At 67.7% G+C, this 18,818-nt stretch carries 17 protein-coding genes; 7 read left to right on the forward strand and 10 right to left on the reverse strand.

The features are described 5' to 3' along the window. Window positions 1–24: 24 nt before the first annotated feature. The 3 genes from cysN (at window position 25) to ACWPKK_RS29630 (ending at window position 3,384) form a co-directional block, all read left to right on the forward strand. The gene (cysN, locus tag ACWPKK_RS29620) at window positions 25–1,908 is read left to right on the forward strand and encodes a sulfate adenylyltransferase subunit CysN (protein WP_452012128.1); all 1,884 of its coding nucleotides are present in this window, start codon (window positions 25–27) and stop codon (window positions 1,906–1,908) included. Window positions 1,909–2,050: 142 nt separating this feature from the next. Beyond that, entirely contained in the window at window positions 2,051–2,761 is a 711-nt protein-coding gene (locus ACWPKK_RS29625) for an RNA-guided endonuclease InsQ/TnpB family protein (RefSeq protein WP_452011739.1), read from the forward strand. A 14-nt stretch (window positions 2,762–2,775) separates the two neighbouring features. Continuing rightward, complete coding sequence (locus tag ACWPKK_RS29630; protein ID WP_452012131.1) at window positions 2,776–3,384, forward strand: IS5 family transposase; 609 nt, start codon at window positions 2,776–2,778, stop codon at window positions 3,382–3,384. Here the strand turns inward: ACWPKK_RS29630 and ACWPKK_RS29635 are convergent. Continuing rightward, entirely contained in the window at window positions 3,284–3,928 is a 645-nt protein-coding gene (locus tag ACWPKK_RS29635; protein WP_452011742.1) for a DUF924 family protein, read from the reverse strand. The two genes, ACWPKK_RS29630 and ACWPKK_RS29635, sit on opposite strands and share 101 nt — an antisense overlap. A 236-nt stretch (window positions 3,929–4,164) precedes the next feature. Between ACWPKK_RS29635 and ACWPKK_RS29640 the strand changes: the two genes are divergently transcribed. Both ACWPKK_RS29640 and ACWPKK_RS29645 read left to right on the forward strand, forming a co-directional pair. Further along, window positions 4,165–4,587, forward strand: coding sequence for a cupin domain-containing protein (locus ACWPKK_RS29640; protein ID WP_452011744.1), 423 nt, complete (start codon window positions 4,165–4,167; stop codon window positions 4,585–4,587). Further along, window positions 4,584–5,519 carry a LysR family transcriptional regulator gene (locus ACWPKK_RS29645; protein WP_452011746.1) on the forward strand — a complete coding sequence of 312 codons (936 nt, stop codon included), beginning with the start codon at window positions 4,584–4,586 and terminating at the stop codon, window positions 5,517–5,519. Before ACWPKK_RS29640 ends, ACWPKK_RS29645 begins: the two co-directional genes overlap by 4 nt. Before the next feature lie 74 nt (window positions 5,520–5,593). Here the strand turns inward: ACWPKK_RS29645 and tnpA are convergent, their stop codons facing one another. From tnpA to ACWPKK_RS29685, 8 genes are all read right to left on the reverse strand, one after another. Beyond that, window positions 5,594–6,022 carry an IS66 family insertion sequence element accessory protein TnpA gene (tnpA, locus tag ACWPKK_RS29650; protein WP_452011749.1) on the reverse strand — a complete coding sequence of 143 codons (429 nt, stop codon included), beginning with the start codon at window positions 6,020–6,022 and terminating at the stop codon, window positions 5,594–5,596. 721 nt (window positions 6,023–6,743) lie between these two features. After that, complete coding sequence (locus tag ACWPKK_RS29655) at window positions 6,744–7,028, reverse strand: ribbon-helix-helix domain-containing protein (RefSeq protein WP_452011751.1); 285 nt, start codon at window positions 7,026–7,028, stop codon at window positions 6,744–6,746. A gap of 52 nt (window positions 7,029–7,080) precedes the next feature. Then, complete coding sequence (locus ACWPKK_RS29660) at window positions 7,081–8,499, reverse strand: UdgX family uracil-DNA binding protein (RefSeq protein ID WP_452011754.1); 1,419 nt, start codon at window positions 8,497–8,499, stop codon at window positions 7,081–7,083. A 2-nt stretch (window positions 8,500–8,501) separates the two neighbouring features. Then, on the reverse strand, window positions 8,502–9,713 hold the full coding sequence (locus ACWPKK_RS29665) for a putative DNA modification/repair radical SAM protein (RefSeq protein ID WP_149225203.1): 1,212 nt from the start codon (window positions 9,711–9,713) through the stop codon (window positions 8,502–8,504). A 110-nt stretch (window positions 9,714–9,823) separates the two neighbouring features. Further along, a complete protein-coding gene (locus ACWPKK_RS29670; RefSeq protein WP_452011757.1) occupies window positions 9,824–10,750 on the reverse strand; it encodes an RNA-guided endonuclease InsQ/TnpB family protein in 927 nt (308 codons plus the stop codon). Continuing rightward, on the reverse strand, window positions 10,751–10,981 hold the full coding sequence (locus ACWPKK_RS29675; protein WP_452011759.1) for a helix-turn-helix domain-containing protein: 231 nt from the start codon (window positions 10,979–10,981) through the stop codon (window positions 10,751–10,753). It lies immediately after the preceding gene. Window positions 10,982–10,987: 6 nt separating this feature from the next. Then, the gene (locus ACWPKK_RS29680) at window positions 10,988–12,214 is read right to left on the reverse strand and encodes an ISAzo13 family transposase (protein ID WP_452006970.1); all 1,227 of its coding nucleotides are present in this window, start codon (window positions 12,212–12,214) and stop codon (window positions 10,988–10,990) included. 236 nt (window positions 12,215–12,450) lie between these two features. Beyond that, window positions 12,451–14,475, reverse strand: a complete 2,025-nt coding sequence (locus tag ACWPKK_RS29685) for a tetratricopeptide repeat protein (protein ID WP_452011761.1) — start codon at window positions 14,473–14,475, stop codon at window positions 12,451–12,453. Window positions 14,476–14,900: 425 nt separating this feature from the next. Between ACWPKK_RS29685 and ACWPKK_RS29690 the strand changes: the two genes are divergently transcribed. Together ACWPKK_RS29690 and ACWPKK_RS29695 are read left to right on the forward strand one after the other, a co-directional pair. Further along, window positions 14,901–16,472: a hypothetical protein gene (locus tag ACWPKK_RS29690; protein WP_452011764.1), complete on the forward strand. Its 1,572-nt coding sequence runs from the start codon at window positions 14,901–14,903 to the stop codon at window positions 16,470–16,472. A gap of 190 nt (window positions 16,473–16,662) precedes the next feature. Further along, a complete protein-coding gene (locus ACWPKK_RS29695; protein ID WP_452011766.1) occupies window positions 16,663–17,331 on the forward strand; it encodes a DUF2076 domain-containing protein in 669 nt (222 codons plus the stop codon). A gap of 72 nt (window positions 17,332–17,403) precedes the next feature. On the opposite strand, the gene ACWPKK_RS29700 is transcribed toward ACWPKK_RS29695, so the two are convergent. Next, window positions 17,404–18,777, reverse strand: a complete 1,374-nt coding sequence (locus tag ACWPKK_RS29700) for a nucleotide sugar dehydrogenase (protein WP_452012133.1) — start codon at window positions 18,775–18,777, stop codon at window positions 17,404–17,406. Window positions 18,778–18,818: the final 41 nt, after the last annotated feature.

Here is an 18,818-nt window from a genome sequence, read left to right on the forward strand (position 1 = left end):
ACCGTTCCTGTGGATGCCGCCCCCATGGATGCCGTCAACGAGGTGCAGGAGTATCTGGCCCGCCAGAACGGCAAGGACCTGCTGCGCTTCATCACCTGCGGCTCGGTGGACGACGGCAAGTCGACGCTGATCGGCCGGCTGCTCTACGACTGCAAATGCCTGTTCGAGGACCAACTGGCCAGCCTGGAGGCGGACTCCGGCCGCTTCGGCACCACCGGGGCCGGCCAGCTCGACCTCGCCCTGCTGGTCGACGGGCTGGCGGCGGAGCGCGAGCAGGGCATCACCATCGACGTCGCCTACCGCTTCTTCACCACCGACCGCCGCAAGTTCATCGTCGCCGACACGCCGGGCCACGAGCAGTACACCCGCAACATGGTCACCGGCGCCTCCACCGCCGACGCCGCGGTTCTGCTGGTCGACGCGCGCAAGGGCGTCCTGACCCAGACCCGGCGCCACAGCACCATCGTCTCGCTGCTGGGCGTGCGCAATGTCGTGCTGGCGGTCAACAAGATGGACGCCGTTGGCTGGGACCGCGAGACCTTCGAGCGGATCGCCGCCGACTACCGCGTCTTCGCCCAGCGCATCGGCATCACCGACGTCACCTGCATCCCGGTCTCGGCCCTGACCGGCGACAACGTCACCCGGCCGTCGGAGTGCATGGGCTGGTACGGCGGCCCCACCCTGCTCGGCCATCTGGAGAGCGTCGACGCAGCTGCCGAAGAAAAGCTCGGCGCCTTCCGCATGGCGGTGCAGTGGGTGAACCGCCCGAACCAGGATTTCCGCGGCTTCTGTGGCACGGTGGCCGGCGGCGCGCTGCGCGTCGGCGACGACGTCGCCATCCTGCCCGGCGGACGGACCAGCCGGGTGGCGCGCCTCGTCACCATGGACGGCGACCTTGAGACGGCGCTGCCCGGACAGGCCGTCACCCTGGTGCTGGCCGACGAGGTGGATGCCAGCCGCGGCGACATGATCGTCGCCGCCGCCGGCCGGCCGGAGGTGGCCGACCAGTTCGCCGCGCACGTGGTGTGGATGGACGAACAGCCGCTGCTGCCCGGCCGCTCCTACCTGCTGCGGGCCGGCACGGCGACGGTCGGCGCCCAGGTGACGGAGCTGAAGCACACCATCAACGTCAACACCCAGGAGCATGCCGCCGCCAAGCATCTGGACCTGAACGACGTCGGCTTCTGCAACCTGGCGCTCGACCGGCCGATCCCGTTCGATGCCTATGCCGACAGCCGCGAGACCGGCAGCTTCATCCTGATCGACCGGCTGACCAACGCCACCGCCGGCTGCGGCATGATCCGCTTCCCCCTGCGCCGGGCCTCCAACATCCACCGCCACGCCTCGAAGGTGGACAAGACGGCGCGGGCTGGCGGCCTGCAGAAGCCCTGCGTGCTGTGGTTCACCGGCCTGTCCGGTTCCGGCAAGTCCAGCGTCGCCGACCGGCTGGAGCAGGAGCTGCATCGGCTCGGCCGCCGCACCATGATCCTGGACGGCGACAATGTCCGCCACGGCCTGAACAAGGATCTGGGCTTCACCGACGAGGACCGGGTGGAGAACATCCGCCGGGTGGCGGAGGTGTCGAAGCTGATGGTGGAGGCCGGGCTGATCGTGCTGGTCAGCTTCATCTCCCCCTTCCGCGAGGAGCGCCGCATGGCGCGGTCCCTGGTGGAGGACGGCGAGTTCCTGGAGATCTTCATGGACACGCCGCTGGAGGTCTGCGAGGCCCGCGACCCCAAGGGGCTGTACAGGAAGGCGCGTGCCGGCCAGCTCCCCCATTTCACCGGCATCGACAGTGCCTATGAGCCGCCGGAAGCCCCGGAGATCACCTTAAAGGGCGCTGAACATGGCGCCGACGAGATGGTCGCCCAGGTGATCGGAGAGCTGCGGGCGCGCGGGGTGATCTGACGCCCCGTTCCGTGGCGATCTGGAAGGGCGGCTCGGAGCCGCCCTTTTCTTTTTACGCGACGGGTCTGAAGGACAACTGGAAGAAAGTCCCCTCTTCCACTCTTTTCATGGCCGATAGAGCGTATTTCAGGCAAATCCAAATTTGGGACCGGCGGTCGGCATCGACTTGGGCATTGCCAAGCCGATGGTGCTGTCCACGGGCGAGGCAGTCATGCTACCGCGCATCACAAAACAAGAGCGCCGCCGGCTGGCAGCGTTGCAGCAGTGGGTTGCCCGCCGGAGGAACGGATCGCGCAACCGGCAGAAAGCCTGTCTGGGCGTCGCCCGGTTCCAGGCGCGTCTGGCGCGGCGGCGCAAGGACGCCGCGCACAAGGCGACGACGAGGATTGCCAAGAACCACGGCATCATCGTTGTCGAGGATTTGAAGGTGCGCACCATGACGGCAAGCGCGGCCGGCACCGTCGATGAGCCGGGACGCAACGTTCGGGCCAAGGCCGGACTCAACCGCTCCCTGCTCGACGTGGCCCCGGCGCAAATCCGCGCCATGCTGGACTACAAAGCGGCCTGGTATGGAAGTCGCGTCGTCGCCATTCCTGCCGCCTATACCAGTCAGCGGTGCTGCCGATGCGGTCATGTCGATGCGGACAACCGCGTCAGCCAGTCGGTGTTCTTGTGCCAAGCCTGCGGGCACGTCGAAAATGCCGATCTCAACGCCGCAAAGAACATTCTGAGGCTTGGCCTCGCAACCGGAGGACCTCCGGGGTTGGCCTGCGGATCGAACCGGGCGGCCGGTCGGAAACAGGATCGTCGCGTCGCGAGGCGCGGAAGCTCGGCTCTTCAGAGCCGAGAGTAGTCACCGCCAGCGTTATCCGCGCTCACGCCCATGCCGCCGGGGCGCGACGTGCGTCGGGCGAGCAGGCGCTTGGCCGCTCGCGCGGCGGCTTCTCGACCAAGCTGCACCTGCGCGCGGATGCCCATGGACGCCCAGTGGCGCTGCATCTAACCGGCGGCGAACGCCACGACCTACTCGGCGTCGGTCCGCTGTTCGAGCAAGGCGTCCTGCGCATCGGCAAACGCGGCCGACCGCGCTGGAAGCCCAACGCCGTGATCGCTGACAAGGCATACTCAGCTGCTTGGCTGCTTGAGGCGTTGCGCCGCAAACGCATCATGCCGATTATCCCCAGCCGTGCCGATCAACCGGGCAATCCGGACTTTGACCCTGCCGCTTATCGGCGGCGGAATCTCGTCGAGCGGCTGGTCGGGAAGCTGAAGCAGTTCCGCCGCGTGGCGACCTGCTACGATAAGCTGGGTGCCCATATCTCGCCTTCGTCCAATTCGCCTCGATCATCGTCTGGCTGCGCAGCTGTGGCAGAACCTAGCCGGCGTATCCGCCCTCATCCAGGTAGCGTTGCTCCTCCGACGTCATTGGTCGGTCGAGCAGTGGGTTGCGGTGAGGAAAGCGGCCGAAGCGCCTGATGATATCGCGATGCCGCCGGGCATGCTCGAGGTTGACGCCGCCGAGATGGTCAATGAGATCAACCGCGCGGTTCTGGTCAGCCAAAGCCTCCGAATGGGCGAAGGGCATGTACACGAAGATGCGCAATGCAGGCTCGATGACACGGTCTTGCCCGTGCGCAACAGCCATCTTGGCGATCTCGCGCGCCTGTGCATCGGTTCCGTACATGCGGGGCGTGCCGCGAAAGGCGTTGCGTGGGTACTGGTCTAGCAGAATAATCAGAGCCAGCGATCCCACCGGTGTCGCCGTCCAGTCGGCCAACTCGCCGCTGGCAGCGGCCTCGTGAAGGGTGAGGAAGCGGTCGCGGAAGCGCCGGTCGAACTCCGCATCCTTGGCGAACCACAGGGATGACCCCGCCGCGCGCCAGAACGCCACGATATCCACCGCCGGCACGGGTGTCCGGGCGTCGCCGTCGTGATCAATGGAATCAGCGTGTGTGTTCCGGCGCACCCGCGACATGTGGGCCTCGGCGTTGAGCAGGAAGTAGTAGGTGTAGTCGTCCATTTCTCTTGTCCTTTTCTGGGATGCCAATCGACCTTTTCAGTCCTCCCCGTCGAGGGGGACAAGAGCAAACGACGAATATTTACTGATGTGCTGAACGGAACTGAATGCAATGCTGGACGATTCCGTTCAGCACGGTGCTGAATTTCCGCCGCTGGATGCAGGAGCCATTTCCATGAGAGAAGGCGAACTGTAGGAGGACCGCGCCCTTCCAAGCCTTGGATCGAAAGGAACACGCCATGGCTCCGTCCGCGAAGGTGCTTGCCGCACCGATCGTCGCCGGCCCGGGTTCGCCGCCGTTGGCGGTGCTGGGAACCTCCCTGATCATCCGGGAATGGAGCGAGCCCGGTCCACGCTACCTTCACGTCCACCGGTCTGACGACGAGGCCTGGTACGTGCTCGAAGGAGCGCTCCGGTTCCGCTTCGCCGATGGCGAGGTCGAGGCCCCGGCGGGAACGACCGTCTTCGTGCCCGCCGGCGTGGCGCACACCTACCTGATCGCGTCCGAACCCTGCCGCTACTTGATCGTCCTCACGCCCAACCTCGACCGTCTCATTGCCAAGCTGAAGAACCTGCGGGATGAAGCCCAGATCTCCACGACGCTTGCCGAACACGACACCGTCCAGTTCGGCCAAGCCCAGGCGCCGGACCGGGACCAATGATAGAGCCCGACCTCTCGCGCGCCGACCTCAACCTCCTGGTCCTGTTCGAGGTCGTCCTGCAGGAGCGCCATGTCGGGCGCGCGGCCGAGCGGCTGAATCTATCGCCCTCGGCGGTCAGCCACGGTCTTGGGCGCCTGCGCCGGCTCCTCAACGACCCGGTCTTCCTGAGAACGCCCAAGGGCGTGGTCCCGACTGCGCGCGCGCTCGAGCTGGCCGGGCCGATCGCCGATATCCTCGCCAGGGTTCGGCAAGTCGTGACGAGCGCCGAACCCTTCCACCCCGCGACCACCAGCCGCCGCTTCATCATCGGCGCGCCGGACGGGGTCTCGGCGGTGCTCCTGCCCACTCTGCTTGAGACGCTGGCAACACGCGCCCCCGGCGTTGACCTCGGGGTCCGGCAACTCCTGCCCCTGCCGGGCATCGCGGACGTCGCCCGCGCGTGGCAGGCCGCCTTGGACGATTTGGAATCCCGCGCGATCGACGTGGCGGTCGTCCCGGTCGAGGAAGTGCCCGCCCGGTTCGTCGCGCGGACTCTGTATGAGGAGAACTTTGTCGTTGCAACACGCGCAGAGCATCCCTTCGCCGACGACCCCACACTGGACCGGTACTGCGAGATGCGGCACGTGGTCGTCTCGATGACGGGTGATGCGGAAGGCCTGTTCGATGAAGCACTGGCACGGCTTGGCCGCTCCCGGCGAATCGCTTTGACAGTGCCGAACTTCATGCAGTCGATGGGGCTCGTGGCAGCGACGGATCTTGTCGCTGCCCTGCCGCAGAAGCTCGTTGAGATGCACGCGGCGCGCTACGGCCTCAGGATCTCGGCGCTGCCAGTATCCTCGTGCCCGAACAGGATCCAGGCGATTGCGACCAAGGCCTCGCTCGCTGACCTGGGCGTCGAGTGGCTCTTCGGCATCCTGCAGGCACCAGGGTGAGAGGCTCGGTCTCAAGCAAGCATGGGCCTGATACTCCGACTTCGGCGACTGAACCTAGCCGGAATACCGTGTCGTTAAGGATCACCTTGAAGATTGCGGTACTTGGGCCGGACGCTGGGTCGTTGGCAGTCCACCCAATGATTGAAGGCGTTTGGCTCGAGGGCGTGGTGGCGGCAGTAGTCGTCTCGCGATAGGCCGCTGACACGCCACGCCCTGACATGCTGACGGTCCGGTGTCACGGCACGGCGATCTCCCGTGGTGGTTGGCAGTTCAGCCGCAGGTACTGGTTCGGGCGTTTTGGGAAGGGGAGCCGGCGGCTGCAGGTCAGTGGGCGGTAGGACGTGAATGTGGTCCTCATAGCTCCAGCGGCGATGGTCCGTGGCGGCGGCCCGGCTGCGGGTCGGAAAATTGCTCATCTTGCGTTTCACCACGCGCGGATTGTGGCGCCCGCGGCTCCGTTCCGCGGGCACCGCCCAGATTTCAGCCAGGACCATCACCAGCATCCGTTGCCGTCGCCGAGGGGGAAAACGCCGCGTGAAGCGGCAAATGGCGGCGCACCACACGCACCGTGTGCAGGAAGGACAGCATGTCCGGATCGCGGGCGTCGGCGGCCCCGAGGGCTTGGCTGATCGAGGAGGTGACGATCTGGCAGAACCGGCCCCTGGACGCGCGCCCCTGACTGCCCCCTGACGTCACCAAAGGCCACTTTGTGATACCAGCATAGAGCTGAAAAACAGCAGATATGACCATCAAATCATATAGGTTACCGAGGTGTAATGCTCGAAAAATCGATAAAAATTTCACAGTATTTCTCTCTCCAGTGTATAATTGGGTCTCTTTTGGAACGGAGGTCGTTATGGTCGACGGCAACTCTCTCGTGCCTGGACAGCATTACGAAGTCGACTGGCCTAACCGCTACTCCCCTCCGGCACCGGGGATGGTTCTCCTCGACCAACGCCACACAGCCGATGGAGGGCGTGCGATGTTTGTGTGGGGGCTGGGCTCCGGCTGGCGGGAGATCGTCTGCTGGTCCGAACCCGAGGGTGCTCCGGTCACAGACAGCCTGTGCGCTTGCGATTGTGGTCTGGGGACAGCGGTGGTTTGGACGACGACCTGATGTATCGCCCCCCCAGCGACTGCGCAGCGGGTGGGTGAGGTGGCATGCTCCCTGAGGCCAACAGCGGCCATAGCACAGGCAAGGAGACTGCGCAGCCCCCCTCCTGGTCAGGCGGAGCGGGAGCGGGCGGATAATGCCTTCCCCCGTTTGGCGATCCGGTCGGCATTGAAGTCCCTCAGGCGTCCTTCGGCCAGATCGGCCATGCCCCGGTCGATGTCCGCCTTCAGCGATGCGAATTCCTGGCGTTGCAGGGCGCGCTTCACCGCCCAGTCGCGCAGAGCCTCGCGGATGACCTCACTGTTCGATGCATAGTCGCCGCCGGAAACGGCGCCCTTCACAGCCGCCGCCATGGCGGCCGGCAAGGTGATGGTCAGACGCTCGATCTCTGCCACGACGAGTCTCCATGGAGTATTTGATCATACTTGATCATACCCATGACAGCCGTCAACCCGCCCCTTCCACCAGTTCCCGCGCCCGCCGCAGGTCGGCGACGAAGTCCTGATAGGCCAGTTCCGCCGTCTCCCCGGCTGGCAGGCGCAGCAGGTAGGACGGGTGGACGGTGACGAAGCCCTCCCAATCGCCGAACCCCATCCGCCCGCGCTCCCGCAGGACCGAGACGCTGCGCCCGGTCAACGCGAGCGCCGCCGTGGCGCCCAGCGTCACCACCAGACGCGGGCGGACGAAGGACAGCTCCTTCATCAGCCACCAGCGGTAATGCTTCACCTCGCCGGCGGTCGGCGACTGGTGCAGGCGGCGCTTGCCGCGGGCGACGAACTTGAAGTGCTTCACCGCGTTGGTCAGGTAGGCGGCGCCGCGCTCGATCCCGGCCTCCTCCAGCGCGCGGCTCAGCAGCTGTCCGGCCGGGCCGACGAAGGGACGGCCCTCCAAATCCTCCTGGTCGCCGGGCTGTTCGCCGACGATGGCGATGGCCGCCCCCTCCGGACCCTCGCCCAGCACCGCCTGGGTGGCTCCCGGTACCAATGGATCCGCGCTGCGGATGATGCGGTTCAGCTCGGCCAGCGTCGCCGGCTCCTGCCGGGCCATGGCGGCGACGGCCTTGTCGGGGTTGCGGTGGCGGGGGGCTGCGGCCTCCGCCTCGATCATCGCCTGCACGCGGGCGGGGGCGGAGCGGATCATGCCGGGGATCGCCGCCGCTTCCGGCAGGTTGGCCCAGTATTTCCGCGGCATCTCCGCCCGCATCGCGGTGGGGTTCACCCGCGCCGGGTTGAAGGTGCTTTCGTAATAACGCTGCCAGCCCTCGGCGAAGCGGTCGTCGCGGTCGAGCCCCTCCGGCCTCAAAGCCGCCGGTCCGACGGTCAGCGACCGCCGGTCCCAATGCAGCGATCCGACCGGCGTCAGGATGGTCCAGACCAGGCTCTCGAAGCGCTCGACGAAGAAGGGGGCGGTGGCCTCGACGATGAAATGGTCGGGCTCGAACCACGCAACGTAGCGCTCCCCTCCATCCGGATCGCGCACCTCGCGGAAGCGCAGGAAGGCATGCATCTTGTGCAGGTCGCGCCGCACCGCCTTGTCGAGCAGCGCCAGCCGATGCACCAGCGGATCGGCATGGTGGTCGAGGATGTCGCGCTCCCCCCGCAGCACCCGCCGGACCAGCCGGTGCAGCAGGGCGTAGCGTTCCGGATCGCGGTGGCAGACCACGGTGCCGATCAGTTCGCCCACCGGGCGCGGCAGCGGAACCGGCGGCGCGTCCGCCGGCAAGGGCACCTCATCCCCGAACAGCGACGGCGCCGCCCCGCCGCTCCACACCACCTCGTCCGGTGCGACGCCGAGTGCCACCAGCCCGCGCAGCGCGCGGCGGAAGCCGTCCAGGTCGGCGCCGTCCTTCAGGTCCACGCGGTACATGGTCAGAACAGGCTGAGCTGCTTGGGCGGCGCCACCAGCCTTTGCCGCAGGTCGGCGCGGTCGGTCAGCCCGCCCGGATGGTGGTCGGCGGCGATCAGGAAGGCGCGCGCCCGCTTCAGCCCGGACGACAGCCGCGCCACATCCTCCAGCCGCAAGGTGGTGTGGCGCCGCGCCTCGACGATCTTGTCGACCGCCCGCGCCCCCAGCCCCGGCACGCGCAGAAGCATCTCGCGGTCGGCGCTGTTGACGTCGACCGGGAAGCGCTCGCGGTTCTTCAGGGCCCAGGCCAGCTTGGGATCGATGCCCAGATCCAGCATCCCGCCCTCGCCCCCGGCGGCGATCTCCTCCACCGTGAAGCCGTAATAGCGCAGCAGCCAGTCGGCCTGGTACAGCCGGTTCTCGCGCTGCAGCGGCGGCGGCTTGGCCGGCAGGGCGGAACTCGCCTCCGGAATCGGGCTGAAGGCGGAGTAATAGACCCGGCGCAGGCCATAGCGGCGGTAAAGCGTGTCGCTGGTCTCCAGCACCGACAGGTCGGTGGAGGCGTCGGCGCCGACGATCATCTGGGTGCTCTGCCCGGCGGGGGAGAAGCGGCGTTTCTCCTCCTTGGCCTCCAGGATGCGCTCGCCCACCTGCCCCATCACCGCCTTGATGGCGCCGCCGTCCTTCTCCGGCGCGAACTCCTTCAGGCTGCGGTCGGAGGCCAGTTCCAGGTTGATCGACAGACGGTCGGCCCACAGCCCGGCCTGCTCGATCAGCCAGGGGCTGGCCTCCGGGATCGTCTTCAGATGGATGTAGCCGGCGAAGCCATGGTCGCGCCGCAGCGTGCGCGCCACCAGCATCAGCTGCTCCATCGTGTAATCGGGCGAGCGGATGATGCCGGAGGACAGGAACAGCCCCTCGATGCAGTTGCGCTTGTAGAAGCCCAGCGTCAGCTGAACCACCTCGTCCACGCTGAAGCGCGCGCGCCGCACGTTGGAGGAGCGGCGGTTGATGCAGTAGGCGCAGTCGAACAGGCAGTAGTTGGTCAGCAGGATCTTGAGCAGCGAGACGCAACGCCCGTCCGGCGTATAGGCGTGGCAGATGCCGGCCCCGGTGGTCGAGCCGATGCCGTCCGGCCCGCCCGTCCGCCGCTTGGCGCCCGAGGACGCGCAGGAGGCGTCGTATTTCGCCGCGTCGGCCAGAATCCCGAGCTTGTCGAGCAGCGCGTCATCCACCGTGGAGGCTTCCCTCTCCCTTGAAGATGTTCGCAATATGTTCTTTTGAAAGCAAAAGGCAAGCCGAGTGATCACTCCGCCGGCTAAAGCGCGGCGGCTTTTCGGACAAGCTACGCGGCAACCCGCCCGCTTGGCGTCCGAAGGCCCGATCCAGGCCTGAATTTGTTGTGCCCGAAGGCCCGGAACTCGATGACGGACGCGGCCGCCACGTCGCGGTCTTCGACCAGACCGCATTCCGGGCACCGGTGCACGCGATCGGCCAAAGTCTTTTCGACCTTGGCGCCGCAACACGGGCACTCTTGCGACGTGCCGCGCGGATCGACGGCGACCACCAGCTTACCGGCTCTCTCGGCCTTGTAAGCGATCAGCGCCCTCAACAGGCCCCACGCAGCGTCCAACACGTCCTTGGCCAGCATCGAGCGGGCCAGGCCTTGAATCTTGAGGTCTTCGACCGCGATGCGGTCGTAGCGGGCGACGATGTCCGCCGCCAGCTTGTGCAGGTAATCGGCGCGGCGGTTGGCGGCCTTGTGGCTGTAAGCCGCCAGACGCGCCTTCGCCTTCTTCCGGCGTTTGCTTCGCAGATCCGGTTTGCGGCTGCGAGACACCGCCCGCTGGCGCTTGCGCAGCCCCTTGGCGGCCTTCTTGGTCCAGTTCGGCCGCTCGACCAGAGCGCCGTCCGACAGCGCCACCAGCGCCAACAGTCCGGCGTCGAGGCCGACGGTGACCGGCCCGGTCACCGAGTGGGCCACCGGCGCATCGAGCTGGAACACGACATACCACTTGCCGGCCTGGCGGGTGATGACGGCCGCGCCGCACGCCGCACCCGACGGCCAGTCGCGGTGCCACTTGACCTTCACCAGGCCTGGAATCCCGACGATCGACAACCGTCGCCCCGGCTTCATCGTCAGGCCATCACCAAAACGGAAGTCGGCCGCGTGAAAGCGGGCAGACGCCTTGAAGCGCGGAAAGCCAGCCTTGGCGGCACGCTTCACACGACCGAAGAAGGCATTGAAGGTCTTGTTGAGCCGGCGCAGCACCTACTGCTCGGCTGAGAACGAATAGGTGCCCAGCTCCGGCACCTCGGCGCGCAGCAGCTTGAGTTCGTCGGCCTGGGCCTTGTAGTTCAGTGAAACGCCCTGCCGGCGATAGGCCTCGATGCGCTGTTGAAGCCCGGCGTTGTAGAGCTGGCAGAACCAATACAGCATCTCGTCGAGCGCTTCGCGCTGACGCCGGTTCGGGTGGATGCGGTATTTGTAGCTGAGAAGCATAAGGCTCTAAGCCAAAATAAGTGCGTTTATCTCTGCTCGGGGAGCGATGTTGTAGTTCCACTCGGGATGGAAGGCGTTTCGGGTGATGGCGAGAGCGTCCATCTCGGCGTCTGCTACCTTGATACCCTTGGCGTAGTCTGCGGTGTCGAGTTCGCAGGCAACCGTCAGGCCCGTTTTGGTGGTGGTGGCGGCGATCAGTTCGACGATGGCGAGCCGGCTGGTCAGTGGGCGAGCGCGCCAATTCTGCGAGATGTGACAGAAGAGGCGATGCTCGATCTTGTTCCACTTCGAGGTGCCCGGCGGGTAATGGCAGACGCTGATGGTCAGGCCGGTTTCGTCAGCCAGCTTCTGCAATTCCACCTTCCACAGCCGGACCCGGCTGCCGTTGGAGCCGCCACCGTCTGCGGTGATCATCAGGGTGCGGGCCTGCAGGTAGCGGGCCTGTCCCATCGTCTGCCACCAGCGACGGATGGACTGGACAGCAAACTGGGCGGTGTCGTGGGTCACCCCGACACTCACCCACCCGGCGTTCTCGGCGACGTCGTAGACGCCGTACGGAATGGCCTTGCCGCGCTCCTTGTCTTCGAAGTCGTGCACGTTCACTCGGCGCGGCTTCCCCTCGGGGCACCAGTCGGTTCCAGCATTCTTGTAGGGGCCGATCAACTCCTTCTTCTTGGTGTCCACCGAGATGACCGGAGCGCCGGCGGCCTGGAAAGTCAGCACCTGGGCATTGATGTGCTCGAACTGTGCGTCGCGGTCGGGATGGCCGCGCCCCTCGTTGGCCTTGCGGTTGCCCTGACGGGAAAAGCCGAGCCGACGCAGCAGGCGGCGCACCGAGTTGGCCGACACCCGATGACCTCTGTCCCGCAAGGCCGCCGCCAGCTTCTCCAGGCTCTTGGACACCCATAGCAACGGCCGCTCCGGACAGCCCAGCGTCATCGGCCCGACCAACTCCAGCAGGGCGCGCTCCAGCAGCGGATCCCTGTCAGTCAACCGCTTGCGCCCACCGCCCGGCTGCCGTAACCGTGGCCCAGACGGCGCTACGCCAGCGGCGATCTCCTTCAAACCGCGCCCAATGGTGCTCGGTGCGATCCCGGTGGCCCGTGCCACCGCGGCGATCCCGCCACGGCCGAGCGCCTGCGCTTGGGTGGCGGCGAACAGACGGCGGCCCCGCTCGTCCAGGCTCGGACGCAAAAGGGCATATTGGCGGCGCAGCACGGCTTCATCAATCATGCCGACGAGTCTACCGACCCCGACGCCCCCTGAGAATCCCCGACCGCACAGCAAGCCCGGTCGATTCATCTATTTTGGCTCAGCTCCTAAGCGCCGTGCTGTCCTGCGTTTGTTCTGATATATGCCCGCCCGAGCGCTTCGCAAGTTTGCGGACCGAATTCCCCTGCCGGCTAAAGCGGACAGTTCCCTTCGGCGTCCATATGGCGGGAGCAAAATCGCGCCTCCGGCCCGTCCCTTCAGCCCTGCCGCATCGCCTCGCGCAGGTCCCGCAGCACGCCGTCCCAGTCGCCCGGCGCCGTCTGCCGGAACAGCCGGACCGACGGATACCAGACCGTGTCGTGGCGCCCCTGCATCCAGCGCCAGTCGGCGGCGTGGGGAAGCAGCGCCCAGGTTGGGTGCCCCAACCCGCCGGCGAGATGGACGGTCGAGTTGTCCACCGACACCACCAGATCCATGGCGGCGATCAGCGCCGCCAGCCCATCAATGTCGCCCCAGGCGTCCAGCCCCGGATCGGCGATGCCGGCGGCGGCAACCTCCGCGGCGACGTCGCCATATTGCAGGCTGACCAGTTTGACATCCGTCCCGTCCAGTGCCCCGGCCAGCCGGTCGAGCGGGATGGAGCGCAGATGCCCGACCGAGGCGTTCTTGCTGCTCCAGGAAAGCCCGACCAGCCGATATCCATGTCCATGGCCGTCCCCGATCCGCTGCCGCAGCTCCGCCACCCGCTCGGGATCGGCCTTCAGGAAGGGGGGCTGGCGGCCGGCGAAATCCTCCATCCGGCGGCGCATCAGGCGCGGCAGGCTGCCGGCCGGGATTTGCGCGGCCACGTCCGGCGCGGTCAGCCGGCCGCTCAGCGGTTCGGTGCGTGCGACCACGGTGACGCCCGGCTGGGTGTTGGGCAGGCCGCGGGCGAACAGCGGGGCCAGCCGCGCGTCGCAGTCCAGCACCACCCGCACGCCTTCCCCGGCCAGCTGTGGGATCAGGCTGGCGAACATCACCTCGTCGCCCAGCCCCTGTTCGCCCCACACCAGCAGGCTGCCGTCGCCCCGCCCGCCATCGGCCAGGGGCTGCCCGTCCCAAAGCGGCTGGGGAAATCCGACTCGCGGGAACCGGCCGGAGGCCACGGCCCAACCCTGTTCATACTCGTCCCACCCCTCCGCCAGCCGGCCGAGCGTCAGCAGGGCGATGGAGCGGTTGAAGCGGGCCTGAGCGTGGTTGGCCGGGTCGGCCTGCATCGCCTGGTCATAGGCGTCCAGCGCGTTCCCGGCATCTCCCCGCGCCATCAGGGCGGAGCCCAGCGTGTTCCAGCCCATGGCGAAGCCGGCGTCCGCCGCGACCGCGGCCCGCGCGTCCCGCTCCGCCCGCTCCAGCCTTCCCAGCTTCAGCCAGCCGTCGGCGCGGTTGTTCAGCAGCACGGGATTCCCCGGCAGCAGGACCAGCCCGCGGCCATAGCCGGCCACCGACTCCGCAAGGGAGTCCCCCTGCCGCCCCAGGCCCTTCAGTCGGTTGCCAAGCTCGTTCCACAGGACGGGGTCGTCGGGCGCGAGCGTCACGGCGATGCGTGCGGCCTCCGCCGCCCGCTCCGGCAGCCCCTCCCCCGCCAGCAGCGTGGCCAGGGTGGTGAACGGCCAGGCATCAGACGGGTTTCCCAGGGCGATCATGCCGCGACGGTGGATGGCCAGGGCGGCACCGTTTCGCCCCGCCCCCTGCTCCATGGCAGCAAGCCGCAGCAGCGCCTTGGGGGACGCCGGTTCCAGCATCAGCACCGTGCGGAAGCCGTCCCGCGCCCTCGAAGCCTGCCCCTGCGCCTCGCACAGCAGCGCACGGTTCAGGTGGAGGTCGGCATGGAGTGGCGCCGCCGCCAGCAGTACCTCATACTGCTCCTCTGCCTCGGCCAGTCGCCCCAGTTCCTGGAGCAACCCTGCCAGTTGGAAGCGTGTCCCCGCCTCGTCTGGCCGCAGGGTGACGGCATGGGCGTAATGCCGGGCGGCCCGGTCGGGCCGGTTCAGCGCGGCCTGGACCCGCGCCAGATTGACATGGAAATCGGCGACGTCGGGAGTGACGGCGATGGCCTGCGCGATCCGGCCTGCGGCTTCCTCCGGCCGTCCGGTCAGCGCTGCCAGGATGCCCCATAGGTGAAGCGCATGGGGATGGCCGGGGGCGGCATCGAGGATGCGGCGATACAGGATATCGGCTTCGCCGAAGCGCCCGGCCTCCTGATGATCCAGCGCTGCGATCAGCGCTTCCTGCAATGTTGCCATGGCCTCTTATAGGATGGGGAAAATCGCCGGTCCAGGCCCCGCTCCAAGCCCGGCCCCCTTGGGGCGCAAATTGTGCAGGTGCCGTCTTGACAGGAAAGCGGGACGGGGCCACGTGCTCAACACCTGGATCCGGGCCCCTCTGGCGACTTAGACGTGGTCGCGATGTCGGATCTCTTCACCTGCTTTTGCGCCGACGGGCGTGACCTTGGCAGCATGCAAGTCCGTGGCTTTGGCCATGGGAGCAGCGCTGCTTCGCCGCAGGCGAAATCGCGGGGACGTTGGCTAGGGAGGCGCTGTCTAATAGCGACAAGCGAGCATCGTTCGAAGAACAACGCCGTCGAGTCCTGTACTTCGCCTGCACCGGCGGCGCGGCGCCGCTTGCCGTCATTACGCAGACCATTGACAACCAGAGGAATGTCAAAGCTATGCGCGCCGCCACCCCGTCCTTCATTGCCGAACTTCCACTGTGCACCAACGCGGCGGACGAGCGTGTATTGGCGGTGCGTTTTGAGGCGGCACGCCACATATACAATGCCTGCCTGGACGAGGCGCTGAAGCGCCTTGCCCTTATGCGCCAGTCCAAGGACTGGCAGGCCGCCCGCGCCATGCTCAAAGGAAAGCAGCGCACGGCGTTGTTCAAGGCGACCGTGCTGCGTTTCGGCTTCTTCCCCGCATCGATCCAGAAGCACGCCGAGGCTTGCCGGGACGCTTGCTGGATCGGCCAGCACCTCGGCAGCCACGACACGCAGACCACGTCCTTGCGCGCCTTCAAGGCGGTGCAGATGCACGCCTTTGGCAAGCGGGGGCGCCCCCGCTTCAAGGGCAAGAACCGCCTGCACTCGGTCGAGGGCAAGGGCGACGCGGTGATCCGCCTGCGCTGGCAGGACGAAATACCCGTCGTGCTGTGGGACGGCCTCGTCCTGCCGCTCCTGCGCGATCCGCGCGACCGCGACGGTTGGCAGGAGCAGGCGCTGTCGTGCCGGACCAAGTACGTCCGCGTCCTGCGACGGAGCGTGCGCGGCAAGACGCGCTGGTACGCCCAACTGGTGCAGGAGGGATTGGCGCCGCGCAAGGAGCGCCTTCCGGTCGGCGCAGGCATCGTCGGCCTGGACCTCGGGCCAAGCACCCTCGCCGCCGTGTCGGACACGGATGCCACGCTGGAGCCGTTCTGCCCAGGCGTGGCCGACATGGACCGGGCGATCCGCCGTTTCCAGCGCGCCATGGACCGGTCCCGCCGCGCCACCAACCCCGACGCCTTCAATGCGGACGGCACGTACCGCCGGGGTGCGCGCATCGCAGTGCGCTCGCGCCGCTACCGCGTCCTGGCGGCCAAGAAGGCTGAGGTGGAACGGCGTCTGGCAGCGGAGCGCAAGCGTGCCCACGGCGAACTCGCCAACCGGGTGCTGGCGCAGGGGAACACCATCAAGACGGAGAAGGTGAGTTACCGGAGTTTCCAGAGGAATTTCGGCCGGAGCGTGAAGCGTCGCGCGCCGTCCCTGTTCGTCTCGATGCTGAAGCGCAAGGCTGCGAGTGCCGGTGCTTCGGTGGTCGAGTTTGCAACGCGGACGACGCGGCTGTCGCAGATTAGCCACGACACGGGCGAGTACGTGAAGAAGCCGCTGTCCCAGCGGTGGCACGTGCTTGCTGATGGCAGCCGGGTACAGCGCGATTTGTATTCGGCGTGGCTGGCGCGCTTTGTCGAATGGGACAGGCTCGACACATCCCAATGCGCGGTGCATTGGGCGGCTGCGGAACCGCTGCTGAGACGGGCGGCGTCGGGCTTCAACCAATCTGCGATTGGGGTGGGCTTCGCCCTTCCCAACGTCCGAAAGGGCGTCGGAGCGGATCGCCCGTTGCAGGGGGAGGGCCGCCGGACCGAGGCTGCGGATGCTGTAGCGCAAGCGAGAGCCGCAGAGAGGTCCGGCGCAGGCACCCCCAGAACCCCCGGCGTTAGCTATGGGGAGGTTCAGCGCACTTGGAGGGACTATCTTTGCTGAAAAACCGACAGCCCCGCACCGAAGCGCGGCACTCCCCGCCCCTACCCTGGTCCAATCCCGTCTTTCACTCATTCTGCGGATGCAGGCCCGCGCCAGCGTTCCTGCCTGCCGACAGGTGCCGAGGGGTGACCGAACCAGGGGCCTTTTTGTTCCCTTCCTTTTGCAACCCTCTTTGAGGACCAGCATCGCCATGGACCACACCGAACGCCAGATCATCGACGACTTGTTCGCCAAGCTGCATCAGGCCGAGGCGCAATCCGGCCCGCGCGATCCCGAGGCCGAGGCGCTGATCCGCGAACGGATCGCCCGCCAGCCGGCCGCCCCCTATCTGATGGCGCAGGCCATCGTGATGATGGAGCAGGCGCTCGCCGCCTCCCAGGGCCGCAACGAGGAACTGGAGCGCCAACTGCGCGAGCGTCCCGCCGCTGCAGCCGCCCCGGCCCAATCCGGCGGTGGCGGTCTGTTCGGCAGCCTGTTCGGCGGTGCCGCCAAGCCCGCTCCGCAGCCGTCATATCCGGCGGCCGCCCCGGCCGCTGCCGCCATGCCGTCCGGTTCGCCCTGGGGCCGTCCGCCGGCTGCTCCCGGCACTCCCGCCTATGGCGACCCGCGCGTCGCCGCCTATGCCCAGCAGCCGCGGGCCGGCGGCGGCTTCATGGCCGGCGCCATGCAGACAGCGGCCGGCGTCGCCGGCGGCATGCTGATCGGCAGCGCGCTGTCCAGCATGTTCTCGGGCGGCGAGGCGGTGGCGGCTGAGGCCGCGACCGCCGCCACCGACGCGGCCACTGCCGCCACCGACCATGTCGAACAGACGGTCGAGGACAGCGGCTGGGGCGATTTCGGCGGCGAAGAGGAACTCTGAGCCCTGCACCGGTTCGCGGCAGGGGGCCACGGGAGGGAGGCGGCCGGCCCTCCTCCGGCGGCCCGGGTTTCCTCAGGCCTTGACGATGCGGTCGGCGAAGCCCTTGATGCCCTCGACGGTCCGCATCGCGTTGCGGGTGTCGACCACCAGCGGGCAATGGGCGGCGAGGCTTGGATAGTCGATGCCGTCATGGTCGGTGACGATCACCGCCGCGTCGAACCCCGCCAGCGTTTCCGGTTCCCAGGCGATGGAGGTCCGGCCGGCGAGCGCCGCATGCTCGCGGGTGACCGGCAGCACCGGGATGAAGGGGTCGTGGTAGTCGACCGCCGCCCCACGCTCCAGCAGCATCTCCATCAGCCGCAGCCCCGGCGATTCCCGGCTGTCGTCGACGTTCTTCTTGTAGGCCATGCCGACCAGCAGGATGCGCGACCGGCTGAGCCCGATCCCGGACTTTCGGTCGAGTGCCAGGGCGAGGCGGTCCACCACATGGCGCGGCATCATCGTGTTGACCTCGCCCGCCAGCTCGATGAAGCGGGTGGAGATCTGGTACTCGCGCGCCTTCCAGGTCAGGTAGAAGGGGTCGATCGGGATGCAGTGGCCGCCCAGGCCGGGGCCGGGATAGAAGGGCATGAAGCCGAAGGGCTTGGTCTTCGCCGCCTCGATCACCTCCCAGATGTCGATGCCCATCGGCTCGAAGACGATCTTCAGCTCGTTCACCAGGGCGATGTTGACGGAGCGGAAGATGTTCTCGGTCAGCTTGGTCGCCTCCGCCGCCCGCGTGCCGGAGACGGGGACCACCTGCGGCACCACCTGCTCGTAGAGCGCCACCGCCAGCCGCCGCGCCCCCTCGTCGTCGCCGCCGACCACCTTGGGGATGGTGCTGGTGGTGAAGGTGATGTTGCCGGGATCCTCGCGCTCGGGCGAATAGGCCAGGAAGAAATCCCGCCCGCTGGCCAGCCTGGTCTCCTCCAGGATCGGCCGCATCACCTCGTCGGTGGTGCCGGGCCAGGTGGTCGATTCCAGCACCACCAGCTGGCCCGGCCGCAGCCGGTCGCGGATCAGGCGGGTGGAGGCCTCGACGAAGCTCAGGTCCGGTTCGCGCTGCGGCGACAGCGGGGTGGGGACGCAGACGATCACGGCGTCGCAGGCGGCGAATTCGTCGGCATCGGTCGTCGCCCGGAACCGCCCGGTCGCCACCGCCTCGGCGATGCGCCCGTCGGCGATCTGCCGGATGTAGGAGCGCCCGCCATTCAGCGCCGCCGCCTTCGCCGGGTCGATGTCGAAGCCGGTGACCGCGAAGCCGGCCCCGGTCAGCGCCAGGGCCAGCGGCAGCCCGACATAGCCGAGCCCGATCACCGCCACCCGCGCGCTGCGGCCGCGATAGGCGCTTTCCAGAGACTGGATGTCGGGCGCCTGGAGATCGGGTGCGGTGTCCGCTGTGCTCATCATGCCGTTCCGTTCGAAAGGACTGGGCCGCCCGGACGGGG

Source organism: Azospirillum largimobile, from assembly GCF_977007025.2.

Excerpts from the sequence above, each read along its gene's own strand:
- cysN (WP_452012128.1), top strand. The coding sequence starts at position 25 with ATGGATGCCGTCAACGAGGTGCAGGAGTATCTGGCCCGCCAGAACGGC.
- ACWPKK_RS29635 (WP_452011742.1), bottom strand. The coding sequence starts at position 3,928 with ATGGACGACTACACCTACTACTTCCTGCTCAACGCCGAGGCCCACATG.
- ACWPKK_RS29640 (WP_452011744.1), top strand. The coding sequence starts at position 4,165 with ATGGCTCCGTCCGCGAAGGTGCTTGCCGCACCGATCGTCGCCGGCCCG.
- ACWPKK_RS29645 (WP_452011746.1), top strand. The coding sequence starts at position 4,584 with ATGATAGAGCCCGACCTCTCGCGCGCCGACCTCAACCTCCTGGTCCTG.
- tnpA (WP_452011749.1), bottom strand. The coding sequence starts at position 6,022 with ATGCTGGTGATGGTCCTGGCTGAAATCTGGGCGGTGCCCGCGGAACGG.
- ACWPKK_RS29660 (WP_452011754.1), bottom strand. The coding sequence starts at position 8,499 with ATGTACCGCGTGGACCTGAAGGACGGCGCCGACCTGGACGGCTTCCGC.
- ACWPKK_RS29675 (WP_452011759.1), bottom strand. The coding sequence starts at position 10,981 with ATGCTTCTCAGCTACAAATACCGCATCCACCCGAACCGGCGTCAGCGC.
- ACWPKK_RS29680 (WP_452006970.1), bottom strand. The coding sequence starts at position 12,214 with ATGATTGATGAAGCCGTGCTGCGCCGCCAATATGCCCTTTTGCGTCCG.
- ACWPKK_RS29685 (WP_452011761.1), bottom strand. The coding sequence starts at position 14,475 with ATGGCAACATTGCAGGAAGCGCTGATCGCAGCGCTGGATCATCAGGAG.
- ACWPKK_RS29690 (WP_452011764.1), top strand. The coding sequence starts at position 14,901 with ATGCGCGCCGCCACCCCGTCCTTCATTGCCGAACTTCCACTGTGCACC.
- ACWPKK_RS29695 (WP_452011766.1), top strand. The coding sequence starts at position 16,663 with ATGGACCACACCGAACGCCAGATCATCGACGACTTGTTCGCCAAGCTG.
- ACWPKK_RS29700 (WP_452012133.1), bottom strand. The coding sequence starts at position 18,777 with ATGAGCACAGCGGACACCGCACCCGATCTCCAGGCGCCCGACATCCAG.